The sequence below is a fragment of the Lysinibacillus sp. NPDC056220 genome (genome assembly GCF_049315265.1).
Lineage (GTDB): Bacteria > Bacillota > Bacilli > Bacillales_A > Planococcaceae > Lysinibacillus > Lysinibacillus pinottii.
Genome location: NZ_JBMOXD010000001.1, coordinates 592315 through 609967 on the forward strand (window position 1 = coordinate 592315; position 17653 = coordinate 609967).

The following is a 17653-nucleotide window of genomic DNA, read 5'->3' on the forward strand; positions in this document are numbered from 1 at the left end:
ACGGTGTGACGAAAAATGTTGAAGCCAATCGGAGCACTAACAAGCACAAAAAAATGAAGACAAGTCCATTCAGCGAAGGCTTGTCTTCATGTAAATTTATTATTTTATGGTGATTGGTCCTTATTCTCTTCCTCTACAGGTTCCTCACTTTCAGTGTCTTCATTATTTGACTCCTCATGATCCACCTTCTGTGAAGCAGGTTCTAGATAAATTTGTGTATAATAATCAACGAAAACGCCTGAACCAACTTGTGAATATTTATCATTTAGAAGAACTTTTCGATGTTCTGGTGAATTTGTCCAGCCATGCATTGCCTCAATCGCATCAAAATAGGCAGTTGCTAGATTTTCATTAGCATCGCTATAGTCAATGTTCTGTGCTTGTAACCTCTTTTTAAGATCTCCATAAGTGGGGGATTCATGTGATAAAAAATTTTGTACCTTCATATCTTCGCTATGCATTCTCGCTGTATTTTCCAATGATTCATTCATTTCTACAGGCAGCAACCCATGATGCTTTCTCGTTACATTTAGTAAATCATCGAGCTGTTTGGCATTCGCCCTATCAATTTCTTGCTGTAAAAATGAAGAAGGCGGTGTACGTCTAACAAGCTCTCCTTGATAACTCATTTCATATGGCTGGTGAAGGACAAGTGTTTCACTATCGGTATATCGGATCCCCTGTAACTCACTTGTTTCTCGGTCAATATAAAGCTGAGCATAGAGTCCATCAAATTTGACCAGTAATCTTGTTTGCATATCTTCTTCATTCATCGAGAATATGTAAATATTATCACCAACATTGGCGGCTACCTCATAATCAATAATCGTCATGCGATAAATTTCATCGCGTTTTTGTCCTACTTTAAAAGGGAAAGCATTGATATCTTGCCCTGCTATGTAAACTTGTGTGACAACGTTATTTTCAACGCCAATCATAAAAAAGGTAGAAATATCTTTATTATAGACCCACCATTCATACCCAAACGAGGAGGGTTCCTTTCTTCCTGGTACCCCATATTGTTCCAAAACGGTTTGTGTGCCTTTCCCTATTAATGTTGAAATACCCGTTTGTGGACGTGTCATTGCTCCTATATCAGGCTGTTTTAGTTCTGTTTGAGGGATTATATTAGAATTGGTATTCGGGCCTTCTAGTGGTTCATTTTCCTTAGGGGTGTTAAAAAACATAAAGCCGATTAATGCTATCGCACCACAAATCATTAATATGCGGAATAAAGCTTTCATATAGGACTCCTTTCATCACCATTATTGTAAGTTATTATATCAATTGTAATTGGGTTGACACAATGTTGTCATTGCAACAATGTCGAATATGCTCTATTATAAAAATGAGCGTATACTTTGTACGAGAACCTAAAGGAGGATTATACATGTATTTTGAAAATACTAACCTTGAAAATTTAACAGCTGATCAAGAGCTACTTGTCAGCATTATGAAAAAACATGGTTTAGAATGTGATGGCGGTTGGGATTATGAACGTATGACATTCGATAAACGTTTCGATACTCGTGAAGGTCGCTATTACCTACGCGTTTTCGCATATGCCATTTCTGGTGATGTTGGTGCTCACGATGCCATCCTTACTTTAATGAAGCCAGCACTTGGTAAGTACTATTATCCACATGGTGTTGAATATGGGGATGATGAAGTTTACCCAGCACACCTAGTGAAAAAATGTGAAGAAATCTTAAAAAAGGTTAAATTAGAATTAGATCAATTCTCAATCGAGCCTACAAATAAAAATAACTTTGAACCTGTTAACGCACGCTAATCTTTATTAACTGAAAAAGTGATAGCAAGTATCGCATTAAATAGCTTCATTGTTACGAAAAGACTGGTAGCCCAGTCTTTTTTATTTTGAGTAAAAATTTGATTTCTTCTCATACTACCTATATCTATAAGAAGATGTAGGTGAGAAAAATGTTGTCCTTTTTTAATCGTCCTTTTTTTCGTCATCCCATAATCGTTATCGCAATTGGGGTCTTTCTTCTCTGGTTCATTTCAATATCATTGCCGATCTTACTTGCCTACTTAACCGCCTTACTTTTAGAACCTATTATAGTTCGGATGAGCAAACGTTTTCGAAAAAAGCGTAAAATAGTGGTCTCGATCTTTTTTATATTTTTTTTAAGTATATCTTTATTATTATGTACGCTTATTATTTATATAAGCTGGAAACAATTTTCATCTTTTATAATTCATATTCCAGATTATCTGAATCAACTTTCTGCACTATGGATTCAAATGCAATCTAAATTGAGTAACCATACCTACCATTTACCTGTAGAGCTAGTTTCACAAATTCAATATATGATTGCAAGAGCTTTAGTTTCCACTGAAAATTTTGCACTCTCTTTAACAAACATCGATGTCTGGTCAGCCTTATTAACGTATATCCCTACACGATTATTTGATATTTTTGTCTATTGGATCGTCTTATATATGTTACTTTTGGAATTGCCAACCATCAATCAAAAAATATTAATGCCCATCCCTTTCCATTACCATCAGAAAATTGTATTTATTGGGCAACGAGTAAAACTAGCCTTATTTGGATTTTTGAAAGCACAATTGCTAGTAGGATTAGGCATTTTTGCTTTAGCTATCGCTGCCTTTTATTTTCTTAAAACGCCATTCCCTCTATTGTTAGCATTGCTGCTTGTCGTCTTGGACTTTATTCCTTTTCTAGACTCCTTTATTTTATTAGTCCCTTGGGCAATCTATCAAGTTTTTGCTGGCGACTATCTTTATGCCGTTGTATTAATTGTATTAACAGTAGGTCAATTTTTAGTTCGTCGTATGATTGAGCCTAAAATAATAGGTGATAAAATTGGACTTTCTTCTCTTTCAACTTTTATTGCCATGTTTATTGGATTCAAAATTTTTGGATTTTTAGGTATTTTAATTGGTCCATTACTTTTTGTAGTGGTACTCTCATTACTTCAGCCAACGACAAAAAACCTCCCACCTATAGAAAAATGAGGTGGGAGATTTTTATTATAAGCCTAAAATAGCTTTAATAACGGATGTTGTTTCGCCTGGTTCAAATAAAACATACAATAATAAATAAACAAGGACACCTGTTATAGCGACGAAGAACCAAATAATACTTGTAATTGGTCCGATACGACGGTGTAATTTTAGGTTTGTTTTAAGACCTGAAATAATACTAACTATCCCAAACACGGCACCAGATGTTGCTAAAATAATATGGAATATCAAGAAGAACGTATAATATGGTTTTAAATGTTCTCCACCACCAAAGGCAGTATTTCCAATAAACACCGTACGTGAAGCATAAATAATAAAGAAGATAAGAGCAGCAACACCTGCAGCAAGCATTACCTTTTTATGCCCTTCTACATTTCTTTTTATAATTAAGCCCCATCCTATTGCTACTAGTACGGCACTAATGACGATAAACGATGTACTAATAGTAGGCAAAATTTGCAATTCCATTATCAAAACCCCTTATACAAAGTAAATTTCTATTTTATAATTAATGTTGCTGTTGACTTTCCCACTTTTTTTGATGGGCTGCTAATGCATCAGCTGTAATTTTATCTGGATCCTTTTGTTCAGCACGATACCATTTTGTAAAGATGGCACCAAGTAATACACCAAAAATAAGCTCTTGTATGATTTTCATTAGTACGCCACCTAACTGCTGGTCAGCAACAGGTTTCATGTCTGTAAATAACTCAGGTCCTGATAATGATAGCCCCGATAACGTAGAAGCTGGAACACAGAGCTCCATTGCCTTTAACCAAGCTTCACCATTCGTATACGTTTCATACATGGCATTAGGCGCAAATATGATTAATCCGCAGGCAGGAGTAATTAAAACGGCATTTGCAATAATATAGCCTAATTTATGCAAGGGCTTCATTTGAGCTCTACCTGGGATATTTTGAATTAAAGGCCAGTACATAAATACAGCAGATAGGAATAAGACAAATGTATAGGTACCATGTAGCGTTTCATTTAATTTAATATAATCTAATACATCTGGTAAATGATAGAAGGAAAATAGACCAATAAACACAAACACGGCAACAACTGGTAGTGTTAATACTTTAAATATAGTTCTAACAACAGGTGCTTCAATGGCAACCTTCCAAACCCACCAAGGTATTCCTTTAATTAAGAAAATCGGTACTAGTAATAATAAAATAGCCATTTGAACCATATGCATTGTAAACATAATATGAGCCATTAAATCAACTGGAGATCCTTTAATGATATAAATGGTAATCATGGCTAATACGAAATAGATTGCTTGTCCCTTTTTTAAAGGTTCACTTTCTTTAAAATCCTGACGCCACTTTACTGTGACTAAAAAATAGATGATTGTTATAAAAACAAGAACCCCTATTAAATATGGGCTCCATAATGCTTGGAAACCAAATATACTAAGTGGCATATAGAACGCACTCCTTTAAACTTCAGTACTCCTATTATAAAACGCTTACAGCTATACTGCAATGAACGAAAGGTGAACAAATGTTAAGATTGCCAGTGTTTGCTTCTTTTTGCATCTATCACTAAAATTTAAAATAAAAAAAGCACGTTCGTACAAAGTAACGAACGTGCTTTTTTTGGTGATTACCACCAAATAATTGTTAAGAATGCTAAGAAGAATGTAAATGCAATTAAAATCCCCATCCACATGAAGAAACCAATAACGCCACCGAAGTGTGTTTTTTTGTCTTCTAAGTGCATGAAAGAATACAGTTGAAGTACAACTTGAACACCCGCTAATAATAAAACGAATGGCATAATTAAGTATTTAGAAAAATCAGCTGCAACTACTGCGAAAGCGATAAAAGTAAAGAAAATCATAATCGCAAAGTTGAGTACTTGTTTACGCATATGAACGGCATTATGATGACGATCATACTCATATTGTGCCTGTGATTTAGCAACTATAGGTGTATCGTGTGAAGACATTATCCGATCACTCCCATCAAGTAAACTACTGTAAAGATGAATACCCAAACAACGTCGATAAAGTGCCAATATAAAGCAGCTACGAAGAATTTAGGTGCATTGTATAAGTTTAAACCACGCTTAGCATTACGAATCATTAAAGTTGCGATCCATACAAGTCCTAAAGTTACGTGGAAACCATGTGTACCAACTAAAGAATAGAACGCAGTTGCGAATGCAGACTGGTTAAATGTAAAACCAAGATGTACATAGTGTTGGAACTCATAAATTTCAAGAGCTAAGAAACCAAGACCTAAAGCTAAAGTAATTGCTAACCAAGTTTGCATTCCTTTAAAGTTAAAGTTACGCATATGGTAAATTGCATAAACAGATGTTAGTGAAGATGTTAAAAGTAACATCGTCATAGCAAATGCTAATGGTAATTCAAATAAACCTTGAGTTGTGAACTCCATGCCAGCTGGCCCTTTGTTCTTAAGCGCTAAATAAGTAGCGAATAAACTTGCGAAAAGTACAACTTCACAGGCAAGGAAAATCCAGAAACCAACGACTTTGTTTTTACCTTCCAGCGTTGCTTGTTCAGGATGATCTGGCCAAGTATGAGGAGTAAATTTAGTATTGAAATCCATTATTTATTTCCCCCTTTGCCATAAAGTTGTTCTTCAATTTCAAGAATTTCTTCTTTGTGTAAATGGAAGCCGTGATCATCTTTAACAGAGCGGACAATCATTGCGCCAAATGTAATTGCAAGACCTGCAATTAAAACATAAATTGACCAAGGTTTATCTGCATCAGGATTATAAAGTGCACCGAATGCTGCAATAAACATACCTAATGAAATAACGAATGGAATCGCTGAGTTATTTGGCATATGAATATCGCCTAGTGGCTCAGCAAATGTAACTTCTTTGTTACCTTCTTGTTTTTCAATCCACCATGGATCTAAACCACGAACAAGAGGTGTTTGACGGAAGTTGTAGAATGGAATTGGTTGTGGAATTGACCATTCTAATGTACGTCCATCGCCCCATGGATCGCGACCTGCTGGTTTGCCTTTGATAGACATTAAGCAGTTGATTACCATTAAGATAACCCCTACACCCATCATTAATGCACCGATTGTAGAGATATAGTTGAATTGATCCCAACCTTGACCTTCCATGTAAGTGAATACACGACGTGGCATACCCATTAAACCAAGGAAGTGTTGAACGAAGAACGTTAAATGGAATCCGATAAAGAATATCCAGAAAGTAATTTTACCAAGCGTTTCGTTTAACATACGGTTGAAGAAAATTGGCCAGTAGAAATGTGCTGAACCAAATAATGCAGTAACGATACCACCAACGATTACGTAGTGGAAGTGAGCTACGATAAAGTAAGAATCATGTAATTGGTAGTCAAGAGGTGCAGATGCTTGCATTACCCCTGTAACACCACCCGCAACGAATGACGGAATGAAACCAAGTGCATAAAGCATTGGTGTTGTAACTTTAATAGATCCACCCCAAATCGTTAGGATCCAGTTGAATACCTTCATACCTGTTGGAACGGCAATTGCCATTGTTGCAACGGCGAAGATAGCGTTTGCTGTTGGTCCAAGACCAACTGTAAACATATGGTGGGCCCAAACCATGAACCCTAAGAAACCGATTAAAATTGTTGCGAATACCATTGAAGAGTATCCGAATAAACGTTTACGAGAGAACGCTGGGATAATCTCAGAGAATAATCCGAACGCAGGTAATACTAAGATATATACTTCTGGGTGTCCGAAGATCCAGAATAAGTGTTCCCAAATAACTGTGTTACCACCCATTGTATGGTCAAAGAAGTTACCACCGAACATACGGTCAAATAACATCATTAATAAACCAATTGTTAATGGAGGGAATGCGAATAAAATTAATGCACTTGATACAAGAGCTGTCCATGTGAATAATGGCATACGCATGAATGTCATACCAGGAGCACGCATCGTGATAATCGTAACGATAAAGTTAAGACCCGAAATTAACGTACCTGCACCTGAAATCTGTAAACCAAGTACATAGAAGTCAATACCATGCCCTGGAGAATATAAAGATAGTGATGCATAAGAAGTCCAGCCCGCATCAGGAGCGCCACCCATAAAGAATGACAGGTGAAGGAATACTGCACCTAGGAAGAATAACCAGAACCCTAATGAGTTAAGGAACGGGAATGCAACGTCACGTGCACCAATTTGTAATGGTACAAGCATGTTCATAAATGCGAATAGTAATGGAGTAGCAGCTAGGAATAACATCGTTGTTCCGTGCATTGTTAATAATTCATTGAAAAAACCAGCTGACACGAAATCGTTATTTGGTTTCATTAACTGAATACGCATTAATAACGCTTCAAAACCAGCGATAGCGAAGAACAATGTACCGGCTAATAAATACATAACTGCTAACTTTTTATGGTCAACAGTAGTAATGTAATCCCAGACAGTTGCTCCAAAGCCCTTTTTCTGTGTGTATGAGCTCACAACTTTTACCTCCCTCAAAATTTGTTACATAGAACGGAAATTATTTTTCAACTGATAAGCCCATGATATAAGTTGCAAGAGCTTCAATTTCTTCGTCAGATAAATTGCCGTATATAGGTGCAGTACCATCAGCATTCATCATCAAGTTACCTGGTTTAAATTCCTCAGGGTTTTTAATCCAAGCTTTTAAGTTTTCTTCATTGTGTTCTAAGAAACCAGCAACACGGTTACGGTCACCAAACGTAGTTAAGTTTGGACCTGGTGTACCGCCTGCTCCTGAACCAGAGATAGCATGACAGCCTAAGCAGCTGTTAGCAAAAGTTGCTTCGCCAAGATCTGATGATGCTTTGTCAGCAGTCTGTCCTTCTGTTGCTTTCATTGCATCAACCCATGCGTCAAATGCATCTGGGCTTAAAGCTTTTACTTTAAAGTCCATTAAAGCATGTGAAGGTCCACATAATTCAGCACATTTACCATAAAATACGCCATCTTTTAGGTCTTTAGATTCTTTATCAAATACTAAATAGAATTTGTTTAAGTTTTCTACGTTTGTATCCATTTTACCGCCTACAGCAGGAATCCAGAATGAGTGCTTAACATCGGCAGCTTTTAAATTAAAGTAAACTTTTTCACCTGTTGGTACTACTAGCTCTTGAGCCGTTATAATACCTTGGTTAGGATATTCGAACTCCCACCAGTACAATTTTGCTGTTACATTGATTGTTAGGGCAGTTTTGTTCCCCTCTTCATCTACCTCATCCATTGCAGCAACATCTGCAAATTTATAAGTAGTTGTAACAACTGGTACAGCGATAATTAATAATAGAATAATTGGTATAACTGTCCAAATCACTTCTAACGTATGACTACCCTCTACTTGCTTAGGGATAACATTTTCACCAACGCGTGAACGACGGTATTTCAGGAATGCAAGTAAATAAATAACGGATACTATTACCACTACTAGCGTCATAATTACAGTAGTTAACAGTAATAAATTTAATTGTTGTTTACCTACTTCTCCAGATGGTTTTAGTGTAGAAAGATAATCTTCACCACAACCTGAAAGGAAAACCATCATCACTGCTAGAAGTGAAAAAAGACGCCATTTTTTAAGCCCTTTCATCATAGCTTAATTAAACCCCTCTTTCTTTGTTGTATTTTCATGTGTACATAGGACATTAGTTCTGTCTATATGAATTCTTTTAAAAAAGAAAGAATTCCTAAATTTAGCTAAACACCGCAAATATTATGATGGATACAAATAGTATGGTCATATGATTCAATGAATAAATAAACATTCTGTTTGCCCATTTCATATCATCTTTTGCTGTAAAGCCTTTCAGAGCTAGTATTAACCAACCCAAGTTCAATGCAGTAGCAAGAGTTAAAAAGCCAATTCCAAGCTCCGGTAAAAGGAAAGGTAACGGTAATAATAAAAGAATCCAGAATAACATTGAGTACTTTGTACGTTTAAATCCCTTTACAACTGGTAGCATTGGTATTTTAGCTGCACGATATTCCTCTGTACGTTTCATAGCAAGCGCGTAGAAATGTGGTGGTTGCCATGCAAACATAATTAGAAATAAGGCAAGTGCTCCTGGACCTAAAGCAGGCTCAACTGCTGCGAATCCAATAATAGGAGGAATAGCCCCTGAAATGCTTCCTACAACCGTGTTACTAACATGCTTTCTCTTTGACCACATTGAATACAGAACGACATAAGCAAATATTCCTGCTAGTCCCCACATGCCGGCTGCAAACGATGCCGCAAATAACAAAATTTCACCTACAATTAAAAATGAGAGGGCAATGGTCAATACAAAATTTGGCTTGAATCTGCCAGTCACTGTCGGTCTTGCCTTCGTTCTTTTCATGATCGGATCTATATCTTGATCAATAAAGTTATTCATTGCACCTGAGCCACCAATGATTAATGCCGCACCCAGCATGGTGAATAAGATGACATCCAGTTCTTGCAAGAAGTGTCTACTAGTAAATTGAAAAGCCAGCCACATCCCTGTAAACGTTGTGACAAGATTCGAGTTTACAATGCCAATTTTTATTAGTGCTAAGAAATCTTTTACAACTGATGTTGTTTCTGGACCAGTATTTCTAGTAGCCGCCAGCGTACGACCGTTTGACATACTACCTCTCCTTTCATTTTTGTAAGCATATTCCGCTAACAATAACTATAGCGAAATTTGCGATTGATTTCTAGACATTAAGTGAAATTTAGATGAAGTTGTAAAAATTAGTTTTGTCTAGAAATATAATTAAAAACAACATATCTATAGTAAATCATTTTCTAAAATGAATTGTGAAGGTTAAAGCACGAAATTATGAACAATTTGTGAAATGGAATCGACATCTAGTACTCCCTTCCCTTTACAAGTTGTTTTTTAAACGTATTTTCGATATTATCTAGTAGCAGAAACATTACGTTCTTGTAATGTTGATAGATAAAGTAGGTGACTCATTTTATGCAACACAATAGATATTTAAAGTGGTTTGCTGTTGCCGCTACGGTAGGGATGCTCCTTATTTTATTAGGTGGGGCTCTCGTTACGAAAACAGATAGTGGCTTAGGCTGTGGTCGAAACTGGCCTGATTGTAATGGATCTCTTATTCCAAAGGAGATTACACCGGAAGTCCTTATTGAATTCTCACATCGTCTTGTTACTGGAGTCGTATCTATTTCAATTCTTGTGTTAACAGTTTGGACATGGCGTAAGCTCGGACATATTCGTGAAGTAAAACTTTTAGGTTTTTTAGCAATGTTTTTCTTAATTGCGCAGGCTCTTATTGGAGCTGCTCAAGTACTATGGGGGCAAGGTGATTTCATCTTAGCACTTCATTTTGGTATTTCTCTTATTTCCTTTGCCGCGGTTCTGCTTCTCTCTATGATTGTATTTGAAGTCGATCGGAAATTTGATGCCGATAACGTATTTATTGGTAAAAAGTTACGTTGGCATACAATTGCTGTCACAATTTATTCTTATTTGGTCGTTTATACCGGTGCGTTAGTTCGACATACAGATTCGAGCTTAATTTGCCCAGACTGGCCATTTTGCTATAACGAAACACCATTAGCATCTCCAAATAACATGTACGAATGGGTGCAAATGGGACATCGTTTAGCTGTTCTTATTATTTTCATTTGGATTGCATACATAACTTGGCACGCTGTGAAAGAATATAAAAATCAACGTGTGGTTTACTATGGTTGGATCATTGCTTTTACTATAGTATTTTTACAAGTGATTGCTGGTATGTTAGTAGTCCTAACTAAACTGAACTTAACAGTCGCTTTAATGCATTCATTATTAATTTCTCTCTTGTTCGGTCTATTATGTTACATGATCATGCTCGTTGCTCGTAGTAACTACAATGAAAAAATGAAATAGTTTAATAAAAAAGATTCGTTACAGTATTTGTAACGAATCTTTTTTTATTCTTATCGTTGTTTCTTCATAGATTCAGTTCCAATAATCCCTACTATTAAAATAATCATAGATACTAGGGCGTAGTCTTTAAAGAATGATGTAAATGGAATGTCAAAATATCTACAAATCACTGTTACAAGACGACCACCTAATAGTATTAAACCAATGACAAACATCCAATTAAATAAAGCTTTAGGCATGGTTAGTGTCCTCTACTTTCATAGCTGTCCAGCTAATGTTGATAACCTCTTCGATGAGGTATCCTTCTTAACATGTACTCCCCAATCAATCCTTGAATAAGTTTTACCATAACATGGACAGATGTAATATATTCCCCTTGTTCCTTTAGTTAATATATTGCTCAAGGCTTGTAATAAAGATCTTCTCCATCACCTGGCAACTTATCAAAAGGAATGTTATTAGCAGTACTAGTAGCGCAGTATTACCTTCTGGGTGTATCTCTTGATATGACCTCCATAAAATGAGCTAATGAATCATCCGCAACATGTGTTTTTGCGAAATGATATGAAATTAAAGCTGTGCTAATGAAAGTACATTTGCAATTTGGGCTAAACTCGACTTCACATAGCCAATATCACTGAACGTCCTTATAGTTACATCAAATAATTTGCTGTTTCCTTGCTTCCTGAATAAAGGTATTTTTATTAATTTCCATAAAATCTCATTGATTACTCAAACATCTCTTAATCAATTAATCAAATTCTATATAATTGTTCTCATTTCTACAATTAAAAAAGGTATGCAGATATTAAAAAAGCATCTACATACCTTGTATTACTATCAGTTATTCAACTTCAATCAGCAAATCACCTGTTGAAATAGCATCTCCTGCACTTGCATAAACCTCTTTAACGATACCATCTTTTGGTGCTTGGACAGTTGTTTCCATTTTCATTGCCTCTGTAATCAATAGATGATCACCACGTTTTACAGGACTTCCTTTGGACACAACGACCTTCAATACAGTACCAGGCATTGTAGCACCAATTTGATTTGGATTACTTGGATCTGCCTTTAATGACAGATTGCCATCTACTTCCACGGTCATATCTTGAATGACCAATTCACGGGATTGACCATTTAGCTCAAAGTACAGGACACGCGTTCCATTATGTTGCGGTTCGCCGATAGAGACCAGTTTAATAATCAGCGTTTTTCCTTTTTCGATTTCAACTTCAATGATTTCACCAAGCTTTAAGCCGTAAAGGAATGTAGGCGTATCAAGAACTGAAATATTACCGAAAGATTCTGCCGTTTTCGCATACTCTTCAAAAACTTTTGGATAAAGGGCATATGCCAATACGTCCTTTTTCGAAACCGGACGATTCAATTTTTCTTCTAGCACTGCCTCCAATTGTTCAAATTGAATAGGCTCTAATAATTCACCAGGTCGAACTGTAATAGCTTTACGGTCTTTTAGCACTACTTGTTGCAATGCTTTAGGGAATCCGCCGTGTGGCTGTCCTAGATAGCCTTGGAATAATTCAATAACAGAGTCTGGGAAATCAATCGTTTGACCCCTTGTTAATACAGTATTTTCATCTAAGTCATTTTGTACCATAAAGAGTGCCATATCACCTACTACCTTCGAGGAAGGTGTTACTTTGACAATGTCCCCAAATAATAGGTTCACACGGGAATACATACGTTTAACTTCTTCCCAGCGATCGCCAAGGCCTACTGCTTTTGCCTGTTGTTGTAGATTACTATATTGTCCTCCAGGCATCTCATGTACATAGATTTCAGAGTGTGGGCTAATCATGCCACTTTCGAAATCCTTATAATATTTACGTACATCTTCCCAATAATAAGACAATCTTTCCAATGCATCGATGTCTGCACGGAGCTCACGTTTACTGCCCTTCATGGCATAGTAAAGTGAGTTTGCACTTGGCTGAGATGTGAGACCCGCCATTGACCCTAATGCTGTATCAATGATATCTACACCTGCCTCAATGGCTTTTGCATATAAGTAAATACCATTACCACTAGTGTCATGGGTATGCAAGTGGATTGGCAGACTTGTCGTCTCTTTTAATTCGGAAATTAAACGATATGCTGCTTCTGGCTTCAGTAAACCAGCCATATCTTTAATAGCTAAAATATGAGCACCAGATGCCTCAAGTTCCTTGGCCATGTCCTTATAATATTGCACAGAATATTTCGCACGAGTATCATCCAGAATATCGCCAGTATAGCAGATTGCCGCTTCCGCAATTTTCCCTGATTGTCGTGCTGCATCTATAGCTACTTCCATTCCCTTAATCCAGTTCAAGCTATCGAAAATACGGAACACATCAATACCCGATGCAGCTGATTCTGCGATAAATTCACGGATTAAATTGTCAGGATAGTTCGTGTAACCAACAGCATTGGCACCACGCAACAACATTTGGAATAATACGTTTGGAACTTGCTCACGTAGTTTTGCTAAACGCTCCCATGGGTCCTCCTTTAAGAAGCGATACGCCACATCAAACGTAGCACCGCCCCACATTTCCAAAGAGAATAATTGATGCATCATACGAGCTGTTGCATCTGCAATTTGATACATATCATGCGAGCGTACACGAGTAGCGAGAAGAGATTGATGAGCATCACGGAAAGTAGTATCCGTTAATAGCACATCATCTTGTGCTAAAATCCATTGCACTAAGCCATCTGCTCCCTGTGTATCTAAAATTTGTTTCGTACCGGTTGGTGGCACAATTAAACGATCTATTTTAGGAATGTTCGGTTGAACAAAAATGGGCTTTGATTGCTTTTCCACACCAGGGAATCCGTTTAACGTTACATTACCGATATAGCTTAACAGCTTTGTCCCCCGGTCTTGACGTACTGGGAAATGGAACAGCTCTGGTGTAGTGTCAATAAAGCTTGTATCAAAGGCACCGGATAAAAATTTCTCATGTGTCACAACATTATTTAAAAACGGAATATTCGTTTTGACGCCACGAATACGGAATTCTTTTAAATTTCGGTCCATTTTCGCAGCAGCTTCTTTAAAATTCATGCCAGATGTAGAGATTTTTACGAGTAAGGAATCATAGTATGGTGTGACAACAGCACCTTGGAAACCATTACCGGCATCTAAACGCACTCCAAAACCACCACTAGAGCGGTAAACCATTAACTTTCCTGTATCCGGCATAAAGTCGTTAGCAGGGTCCTCTGTTGTTACACGAGCCTGAATTGCATAGCCGATCATTGGCATATCTTCTTGCTTTGGCATATGAATTTCTTCGCTGAACAGGCTATAACCTGCTGCTACCTTAATTTGGGTATGAACAATATCTACACCTGTAATCATTTCTGTAATCGTATGTTCTACTTGAATGCGAGGGTTTACCTCGATGAAATAAAAATCGTCCCCTGCGACTAAAAATTCCACTGTCCCTGCATTTATGTACGAGACATTCTTCATTATTTTCACAGCAGCAGCACAAATACGATTTCTTAGCTCTTCGGAAATCGAGTTAGAAGGAGCAATCTCAACTACCTTTTGGTGACGACGTTGGATTGAACAATCGCGTTCATATAAATGCACAATATTGCCTTGCTGATCACCAATAATTTGTACTTCAATATGCTTTGGTTTTATAATGGCCTTTTCAACATACACCTCATCAGAGCCAAAAGCAGCTTTTGCTTCTGATTTTGCGCGTTCATAGGCAGAAGCAAGCTCCTCGGCTGCATGCACAAGACGCATGCCACGACCACCACCGCCAAGCGCTGCCTTAATCATAATTGGATAGCCAAAAGTGCTAGCAAATGCCTCTACCTCTGCTAAATTGGCTACAGGGCCATCTGTACCAGGAATAACAGGAATGTCAGCCGCAATGGCTTGCAAACGTGCTTTAACCTTATCCCCAAACATATCTAAATGTTCAGAAGTTGGTCCAATAAAGATAATACCCTCTTCTTCACAGCGACGTGCAAATTCCACGTTTTCTGATAAAAAACCATACCCAGGATGAATCGCATCAACATCTGCATCTTTTGCGATGGCAATAATACCTTCAATATCTAAATAGGCATCAATTGGTTTCTTGCCCGCTCCCACTAAATAAGCTTCATCAGCTTTAAAGCGATGAAAAGCACCACTATCTTCTCTTGAATAGATAGCAACAGTTTGGATATTCAGCTCCGTACAAGCACGGAAAATACGAATTGCAATTTCTCCTCGATTGGCTACAAGGATTTTGTTGATTGATTCCATAGATATCCCCCTTTATGATTGTGTTTTTTTCCTCTCTACCTTTTCAAACATAGAAACATTGATTAATATTCCCATTGCTAAAGATAGAATGATTATAGATGTACCGCCATAGCTTATAAAAGGTAACGTTACACCGGTTAACGGGATTAACCCAGTTACACCCCCAAGATTTATAAACGATTGCCAGCCTATCCAGCTCGCAATACCTGCCGCAATCATGCGTGCCATTGGATCCTTTGTTCGCAAAGCAATAGAAAAACCTTTATACACGATAAACCCTAAACCAGTCAGGACGATTAAAACTCCCCATATCCCTAATTCTTCCATAATTATAGCCATAATAAAATCTGTTTGTGGTTCAGGTAGGTACCCTAATTTTTGAATGGATTGACCAAGTCCTCTTCCTTCTAAGCCGCCTCCACCAATTGCATAATAGCTATTGGCCACTTGGTGACCACTACCATTTTCATATTCGAACGGATTTAAATAAGATAAAATTCGCCCTTTTCGGTTATCAGTTAATAGTTCACCCTTGAATAACAAAAGTATGCCAAGGATTGCAGCACCGAATGCCGCCAATACACCAAAAAATTTCCAAAAGGTCTTAAAGGGAATACCACTGGAAGCTACGACGGATACGGCAATACCACATAAAATAATAACTGCCCCTAAATCTGTTTCAAATGCAACACCAGCCACTACTAGAATCCATAGAAAAATGGGATAAAAGATTTCCGTCGGTTGAAGTTTTTCAAATGTATATTTTTGTGATTTGCGATAAAAAGCAGCTGCAAAATATAAAATTATAAATAGTTTTGCATATTCAGATGGCTGAAAGTTTCCTAAACCAGGCACACGTATCCAACTTTGTGACCCTACATCTTCTGCACCATGCCCTGCTACCTTTAGCCAAGTAAATAGAACAGCTAATATGATAGTAAGTATCATCATAATATTCTTATTCGCATAATGCTTATAAGGGAAAAATGCTGCCACAATAAAACCTAAAGAGGCAACTATTAAATTGGTGATTTGCTTTTGGTAAAAGTAATCAGGCGCTTCTCCTTCACGTACAATAGCTACCATCATACTTGAACTATAAATCATAATTAATCCAAATAAGCTCAATAATAGGACAGTAAAAAATAAGGGGTAATCAAAATTTTGTGCATATCGTTTTAAGTATTGTTTCATCTGAAAAACCTCGTTCTAGTAAAAAAACTCAAAGCGCAAAAAAGCGTTTGAGTTTTTTCTTTTTATTTGTCTGTATACGCATCGTGTAGTACAGAAAGTTCTTTCTCGAGTGAATCGAGAATTTCCTTGCCTTTTTCACGTTCAATCAGACCTAGCTTCACAGCAAAATCAATTTCACGAGACAGGCCGAACATTTGTGTATCTAATACTTCCTCATATAAAGGGCATTGTGGCATTGTTAAATGATCCATTTGTACTCGAATAAGGCGAGCAATCTTATCTGCATCAGCAATTAAAAGCTCCAAAGCCTTTTCTTGAAAAGAAGTTTGTGATTTCGTATCCATGAGGACGCCCCCATTATCTGATATTTCTTCGATTCTATCTTAATAAAGTTTATCTTTTAGTCGTTAAAAATGCAAGTGTCTTCATTGGAAAATACCGAATTCCAATTTTATTTCTTTATTATTTTTAGGCATTAGCGTTATACTATGTCATGGATATACAAGATTTGAGGAGGATTTCTATCATGGAAACAATAATTCCTATCAAGGGCGCAGTATCATATCAATTAACATTAGATCCCACTGTTTGGATTTTCGATGACCGTAAATTAGATTTAAAAACATATTTCACGACACAAGATGTTGAGGAAGATTCAGACATCAAATATATGCGTGAAGTTGGTGCTCACTGGTCTCGTGAGATTATGGAAGGAGCTACATTTCCACCTACATTAAAATCAGAGCGTAAATTTGACCGTAAAGGAATGGAAACAGGCACATTTGGTATTGAATTAGGTCATTTCTTGAAAAATGCTGAAATTAAACCTGAAGCAACAAAGATTATCTTTGAATGTGAAAATGGTCAGGAATATCCTTTTTCTATTGAAGAAGCCTATAAACTTATTTTAAAATATAGCCAAGATGGCAAACCACTCTTAGAGGATGGTCCTATCCATGTATTAATGAGAGATGGTTCAAATCTTGACAATCCTATTAAAAACGTATTAGCCATTCGCGCTGAATAGGGGGGAATGCAATGCGCGTAAAATGCGTAATTTGCGATACGATTCAAAATATAGACGATAATTTACCTTTAGCTAAAAAATTACGTAATCGTCCAATCCATACTTATATGTGTGACAATTGCCATGATCGTATTAAAGAAAATACGGTTGCACGTTTAGAAACAGGTAATTTCCGTTTTTATAGAACTTCACCACAAATGGATAAAGAATTTTAATGTATAAAACCAAAAAGAGGTGCCTCCCATAGGAGACACCTCTTTACTATA

Annotated in this window: 17 protein-coding genes; 5 read left to right on the top strand and 12 right to left on the bottom strand. The window is 36.9% G+C overall.

Annotated features, from left to right (window positions below; all coding sequences use genetic code 11):
- Window positions 1–104: 104 nt before the first annotated feature.
- A complete protein-coding gene (locus tag ACOZBY_RS02900; RefSeq protein WP_012293132.1) occupies window positions 105–1244 on the bottom strand; it encodes a CAP domain-containing protein in 1140 nt (379 codons plus the stop codon).
- A 146-nt stretch (window positions 1245–1390) separates the two neighbouring features.
- On the opposite strand from ACOZBY_RS02900, the gene ACOZBY_RS02905 reads away from it, so the two are divergent.
- A complete protein-coding gene (locus ACOZBY_RS02905; protein ID WP_012293131.1) occupies window positions 1391–1792 on the top strand; it encodes a YugN family protein in 402 nt (133 codons plus the stop codon).
- 149 nt (window positions 1793–1941) lie between these two features.
- Window positions 1942–3003, top strand: coding sequence for a sporulation integral membrane protein YtvI (gene ytvI, locus ACOZBY_RS02910; RefSeq protein ID WP_080717426.1), 1062 nt, complete (start codon window positions 1942–1944; stop codon window positions 3001–3003).
- A 15-nt stretch (window positions 3004–3018) separates the two neighbouring features.
- Here ytvI and ACOZBY_RS02915 read toward each other — a convergent pair whose 3' ends face one another.
- The 7 genes from ACOZBY_RS02915 to cyoE form a co-directional block, all read right to left on the bottom strand.
- Window positions 3019–3480 (bottom strand): DUF420 domain-containing protein, encoded by a 462-nt coding sequence (locus tag ACOZBY_RS02915; protein ID WP_012293129.1) that lies wholly within the window; start codon window positions 3478–3480, stop codon window positions 3019–3021.
- Window positions 3481–3520: 40 nt separating this feature from the next.
- The gene (gene ctaG / locus ACOZBY_RS02920) at window positions 3521–4444 is read right to left on the bottom strand and encodes a cytochrome c oxidase assembly factor CtaG (protein ID WP_012293128.1); all 924 of its coding nucleotides are present in this window, start codon (window positions 4442–4444) and stop codon (window positions 3521–3523) included.
- Between the two features lie 182 nt (window positions 4445–4626).
- Window positions 4627–4971, bottom strand: coding sequence for a cytochrome C oxidase subunit IV family protein (locus ACOZBY_RS02925; RefSeq protein WP_012293127.1), 345 nt, complete (start codon window positions 4969–4971; stop codon window positions 4627–4629).
- Window positions 4971–5597, bottom strand: coding sequence for a cytochrome c oxidase subunit 3 (locus tag ACOZBY_RS02930; RefSeq protein WP_008173951.1), 627 nt, complete (start codon window positions 5595–5597; stop codon window positions 4971–4973). The genes ACOZBY_RS02925 and ACOZBY_RS02930 overlap by 1 nt, the downstream gene beginning before the upstream one ends.
- Window positions 5597–7480, bottom strand: coding sequence for a cytochrome c oxidase subunit I (gene ctaD, locus ACOZBY_RS02935; protein WP_012293125.1), 1884 nt, complete (start codon window positions 7478–7480; stop codon window positions 5597–5599). The genes ACOZBY_RS02930 and ctaD overlap by 1 nt, the downstream gene beginning before the upstream one ends.
- Before the next feature lie 40 nt (window positions 7481–7520).
- On the bottom strand, window positions 7521–8609 hold the full coding sequence (coxB, locus tag ACOZBY_RS02940; protein WP_031418894.1) for a cytochrome c oxidase subunit II: 1089 nt from the start codon (window positions 8607–8609) through the stop codon (window positions 7521–7523).
- Between the two features lie 100 nt (window positions 8610–8709).
- A complete protein-coding gene (gene cyoE / locus ACOZBY_RS02945; protein WP_012293124.1) occupies window positions 8710–9627 on the bottom strand; it encodes a heme o synthase in 918 nt (305 codons plus the stop codon).
- Window positions 9628–9963: 336 nt separating this feature from the next.
- Between cyoE and ACOZBY_RS02950 the strand changes: the two genes are divergently transcribed.
- Window positions 9964–10887, top strand: a complete 924-nt coding sequence (locus tag ACOZBY_RS02950) for a COX15/CtaA family protein (RefSeq protein ID WP_012293123.1) — start codon at window positions 9964–9966, stop codon at window positions 10885–10887.
- A 50-nt stretch (window positions 10888–10937) separates the two neighbouring features.
- Here ACOZBY_RS02950 and ACOZBY_RS02955 read toward each other — a convergent pair whose 3' ends face one another.
- The 4 genes from ACOZBY_RS02955 to ACOZBY_RS02970 all read right to left on the bottom strand — a co-directional run bounded on the left by ACOZBY_RS02955 (window position 10938) and on the right by ACOZBY_RS02970 (window position 16704).
- Window positions 10938–11126, bottom strand: a complete 189-nt coding sequence (locus ACOZBY_RS02955) for a hypothetical protein (RefSeq protein ID WP_012293122.1) — start codon at window positions 11124–11126, stop codon at window positions 10938–10940.
- Window positions 11127–11731: 605 nt separating this feature from the next.
- Window positions 11732–15166, bottom strand: coding sequence for a pyruvate carboxylase (gene pyc, locus ACOZBY_RS02960; protein ID WP_012293121.1), 3435 nt, complete (start codon window positions 15164–15166; stop codon window positions 11732–11734).
- 12 nt (window positions 15167–15178) lie between these two features.
- Window positions 15179–16360, bottom strand: coding sequence for an FtsW/RodA/SpoVE family cell cycle protein (locus tag ACOZBY_RS02965; RefSeq protein ID WP_012293120.1), 1182 nt, complete (start codon window positions 16358–16360; stop codon window positions 15179–15181).
- Between the two features lie 62 nt (window positions 16361–16422).
- The gene (locus ACOZBY_RS02970) at window positions 16423–16704 is read right to left on the bottom strand and encodes a YlaN family protein (RefSeq protein ID WP_012293119.1); all 282 of its coding nucleotides are present in this window, start codon (window positions 16702–16704) and stop codon (window positions 16423–16425) included.
- 182 nt (window positions 16705–16886) lie between these two features.
- Between ACOZBY_RS02970 and ACOZBY_RS02975 the strand changes: the two genes are divergently transcribed.
- Both ACOZBY_RS02975 and ACOZBY_RS02980 read left to right on the top strand, forming a co-directional pair.
- Window positions 16887–17387 (top strand): hypothetical protein, encoded by a 501-nt coding sequence (locus ACOZBY_RS02975; protein WP_012293118.1) that lies wholly within the window; start codon window positions 16887–16889, stop codon window positions 17385–17387.
- Between the two features lie 11 nt (window positions 17388–17398).
- On the top strand, window positions 17399–17602 hold the full coding sequence (locus ACOZBY_RS02980; RefSeq protein ID WP_012293117.1) for a YlaI family protein: 204 nt from the start codon (window positions 17399–17401) through the stop codon (window positions 17600–17602).
- The last annotated feature ends 51 nt before the right edge of the window (window positions 17603–17653 follow it).

What these genes read in the sequence shown, in the direction of transcription:
- ACOZBY_RS02970 (WP_012293119.1), bottom strand. Translation starts at nt 16,704, where the DNA reads ATGGATACGAAATCACAAACTTCTTTTCAAGAAAAGGCTTTGGAGCTT.
- ytvI (WP_080717426.1), top strand. Translation starts at nt 1,942, where the DNA reads ATGTTGTCCTTTTTTAATCGTCCTTTTTTTCGTCATCCCATAATCGTT.
- coxB (WP_031418894.1), bottom strand. Translation starts at nt 8,609, where the DNA reads ATGATGAAAGGGCTTAAAAAATGGCGTCTTTTTTCACTTCTAGCAGTG.
- ACOZBY_RS02955 (WP_012293122.1), bottom strand. Translation starts at nt 11,126, where the DNA reads ATGCCTAAAGCTTTATTTAATTGGATGTTTGTCATTGGTTTAATACTA.
- ACOZBY_RS02950 (WP_012293123.1), top strand. Translation starts at nt 9,964, where the DNA reads ATGCAACACAATAGATATTTAAAGTGGTTTGCTGTTGCCGCTACGGTA.
- ACOZBY_RS02900 (WP_012293132.1), bottom strand. Translation starts at nt 1,244, where the DNA reads ATGAAAGCTTTATTCCGCATATTAATGATTTGTGGTGCGATAGCATTA.
- cyoE (WP_012293124.1), bottom strand. Translation starts at nt 9,627, where the DNA reads ATGTCAAACGGTCGTACGCTGGCGGCTACTAGAAATACTGGTCCAGAA.
- ACOZBY_RS02980 (WP_012293117.1), top strand. Translation starts at nt 17,399, where the DNA reads ATGCGCGTAAAATGCGTAATTTGCGATACGATTCAAAATATAGACGAT.
- ACOZBY_RS02975 (WP_012293118.1), top strand. Translation starts at nt 16,887, where the DNA reads ATGGAAACAATAATTCCTATCAAGGGCGCAGTATCATATCAATTAACA.
- pyc (WP_012293121.1), bottom strand. Translation starts at nt 15,166, where the DNA reads ATGGAATCAATCAACAAAATCCTTGTAGCCAATCGAGGAGAAATTGCA.
- ACOZBY_RS02930 (WP_008173951.1), bottom strand. Translation starts at nt 5,597, where the DNA reads ATGGATTTCAATACTAAATTTACTCCTCATACTTGGCCAGATCATCCT.
- ACOZBY_RS02915 (WP_012293129.1), bottom strand. Translation starts at nt 3,480, where the DNA reads ATGGAATTGCAAATTTTGCCTACTATTAGTACATCGTTTATCGTCATT.
- ACOZBY_RS02905 (WP_012293131.1), top strand. Translation starts at nt 1,391, where the DNA reads ATGTATTTTGAAAATACTAACCTTGAAAATTTAACAGCTGATCAAGAG.
- ctaG (WP_012293128.1), bottom strand. Translation starts at nt 4,444, where the DNA reads ATGCCACTTAGTATATTTGGTTTCCAAGCATTATGGAGCCCATATTTA.
- ACOZBY_RS02965 (WP_012293120.1), bottom strand. Translation starts at nt 16,360, where the DNA reads ATGAAACAATACTTAAAACGATATGCACAAAATTTTGATTACCCCTTA.
- ACOZBY_RS02925 (WP_012293127.1), bottom strand. Translation starts at nt 4,971, where the DNA reads ATGTCTTCACACGATACACCTATAGTTGCTAAATCACAGGCACAATAT.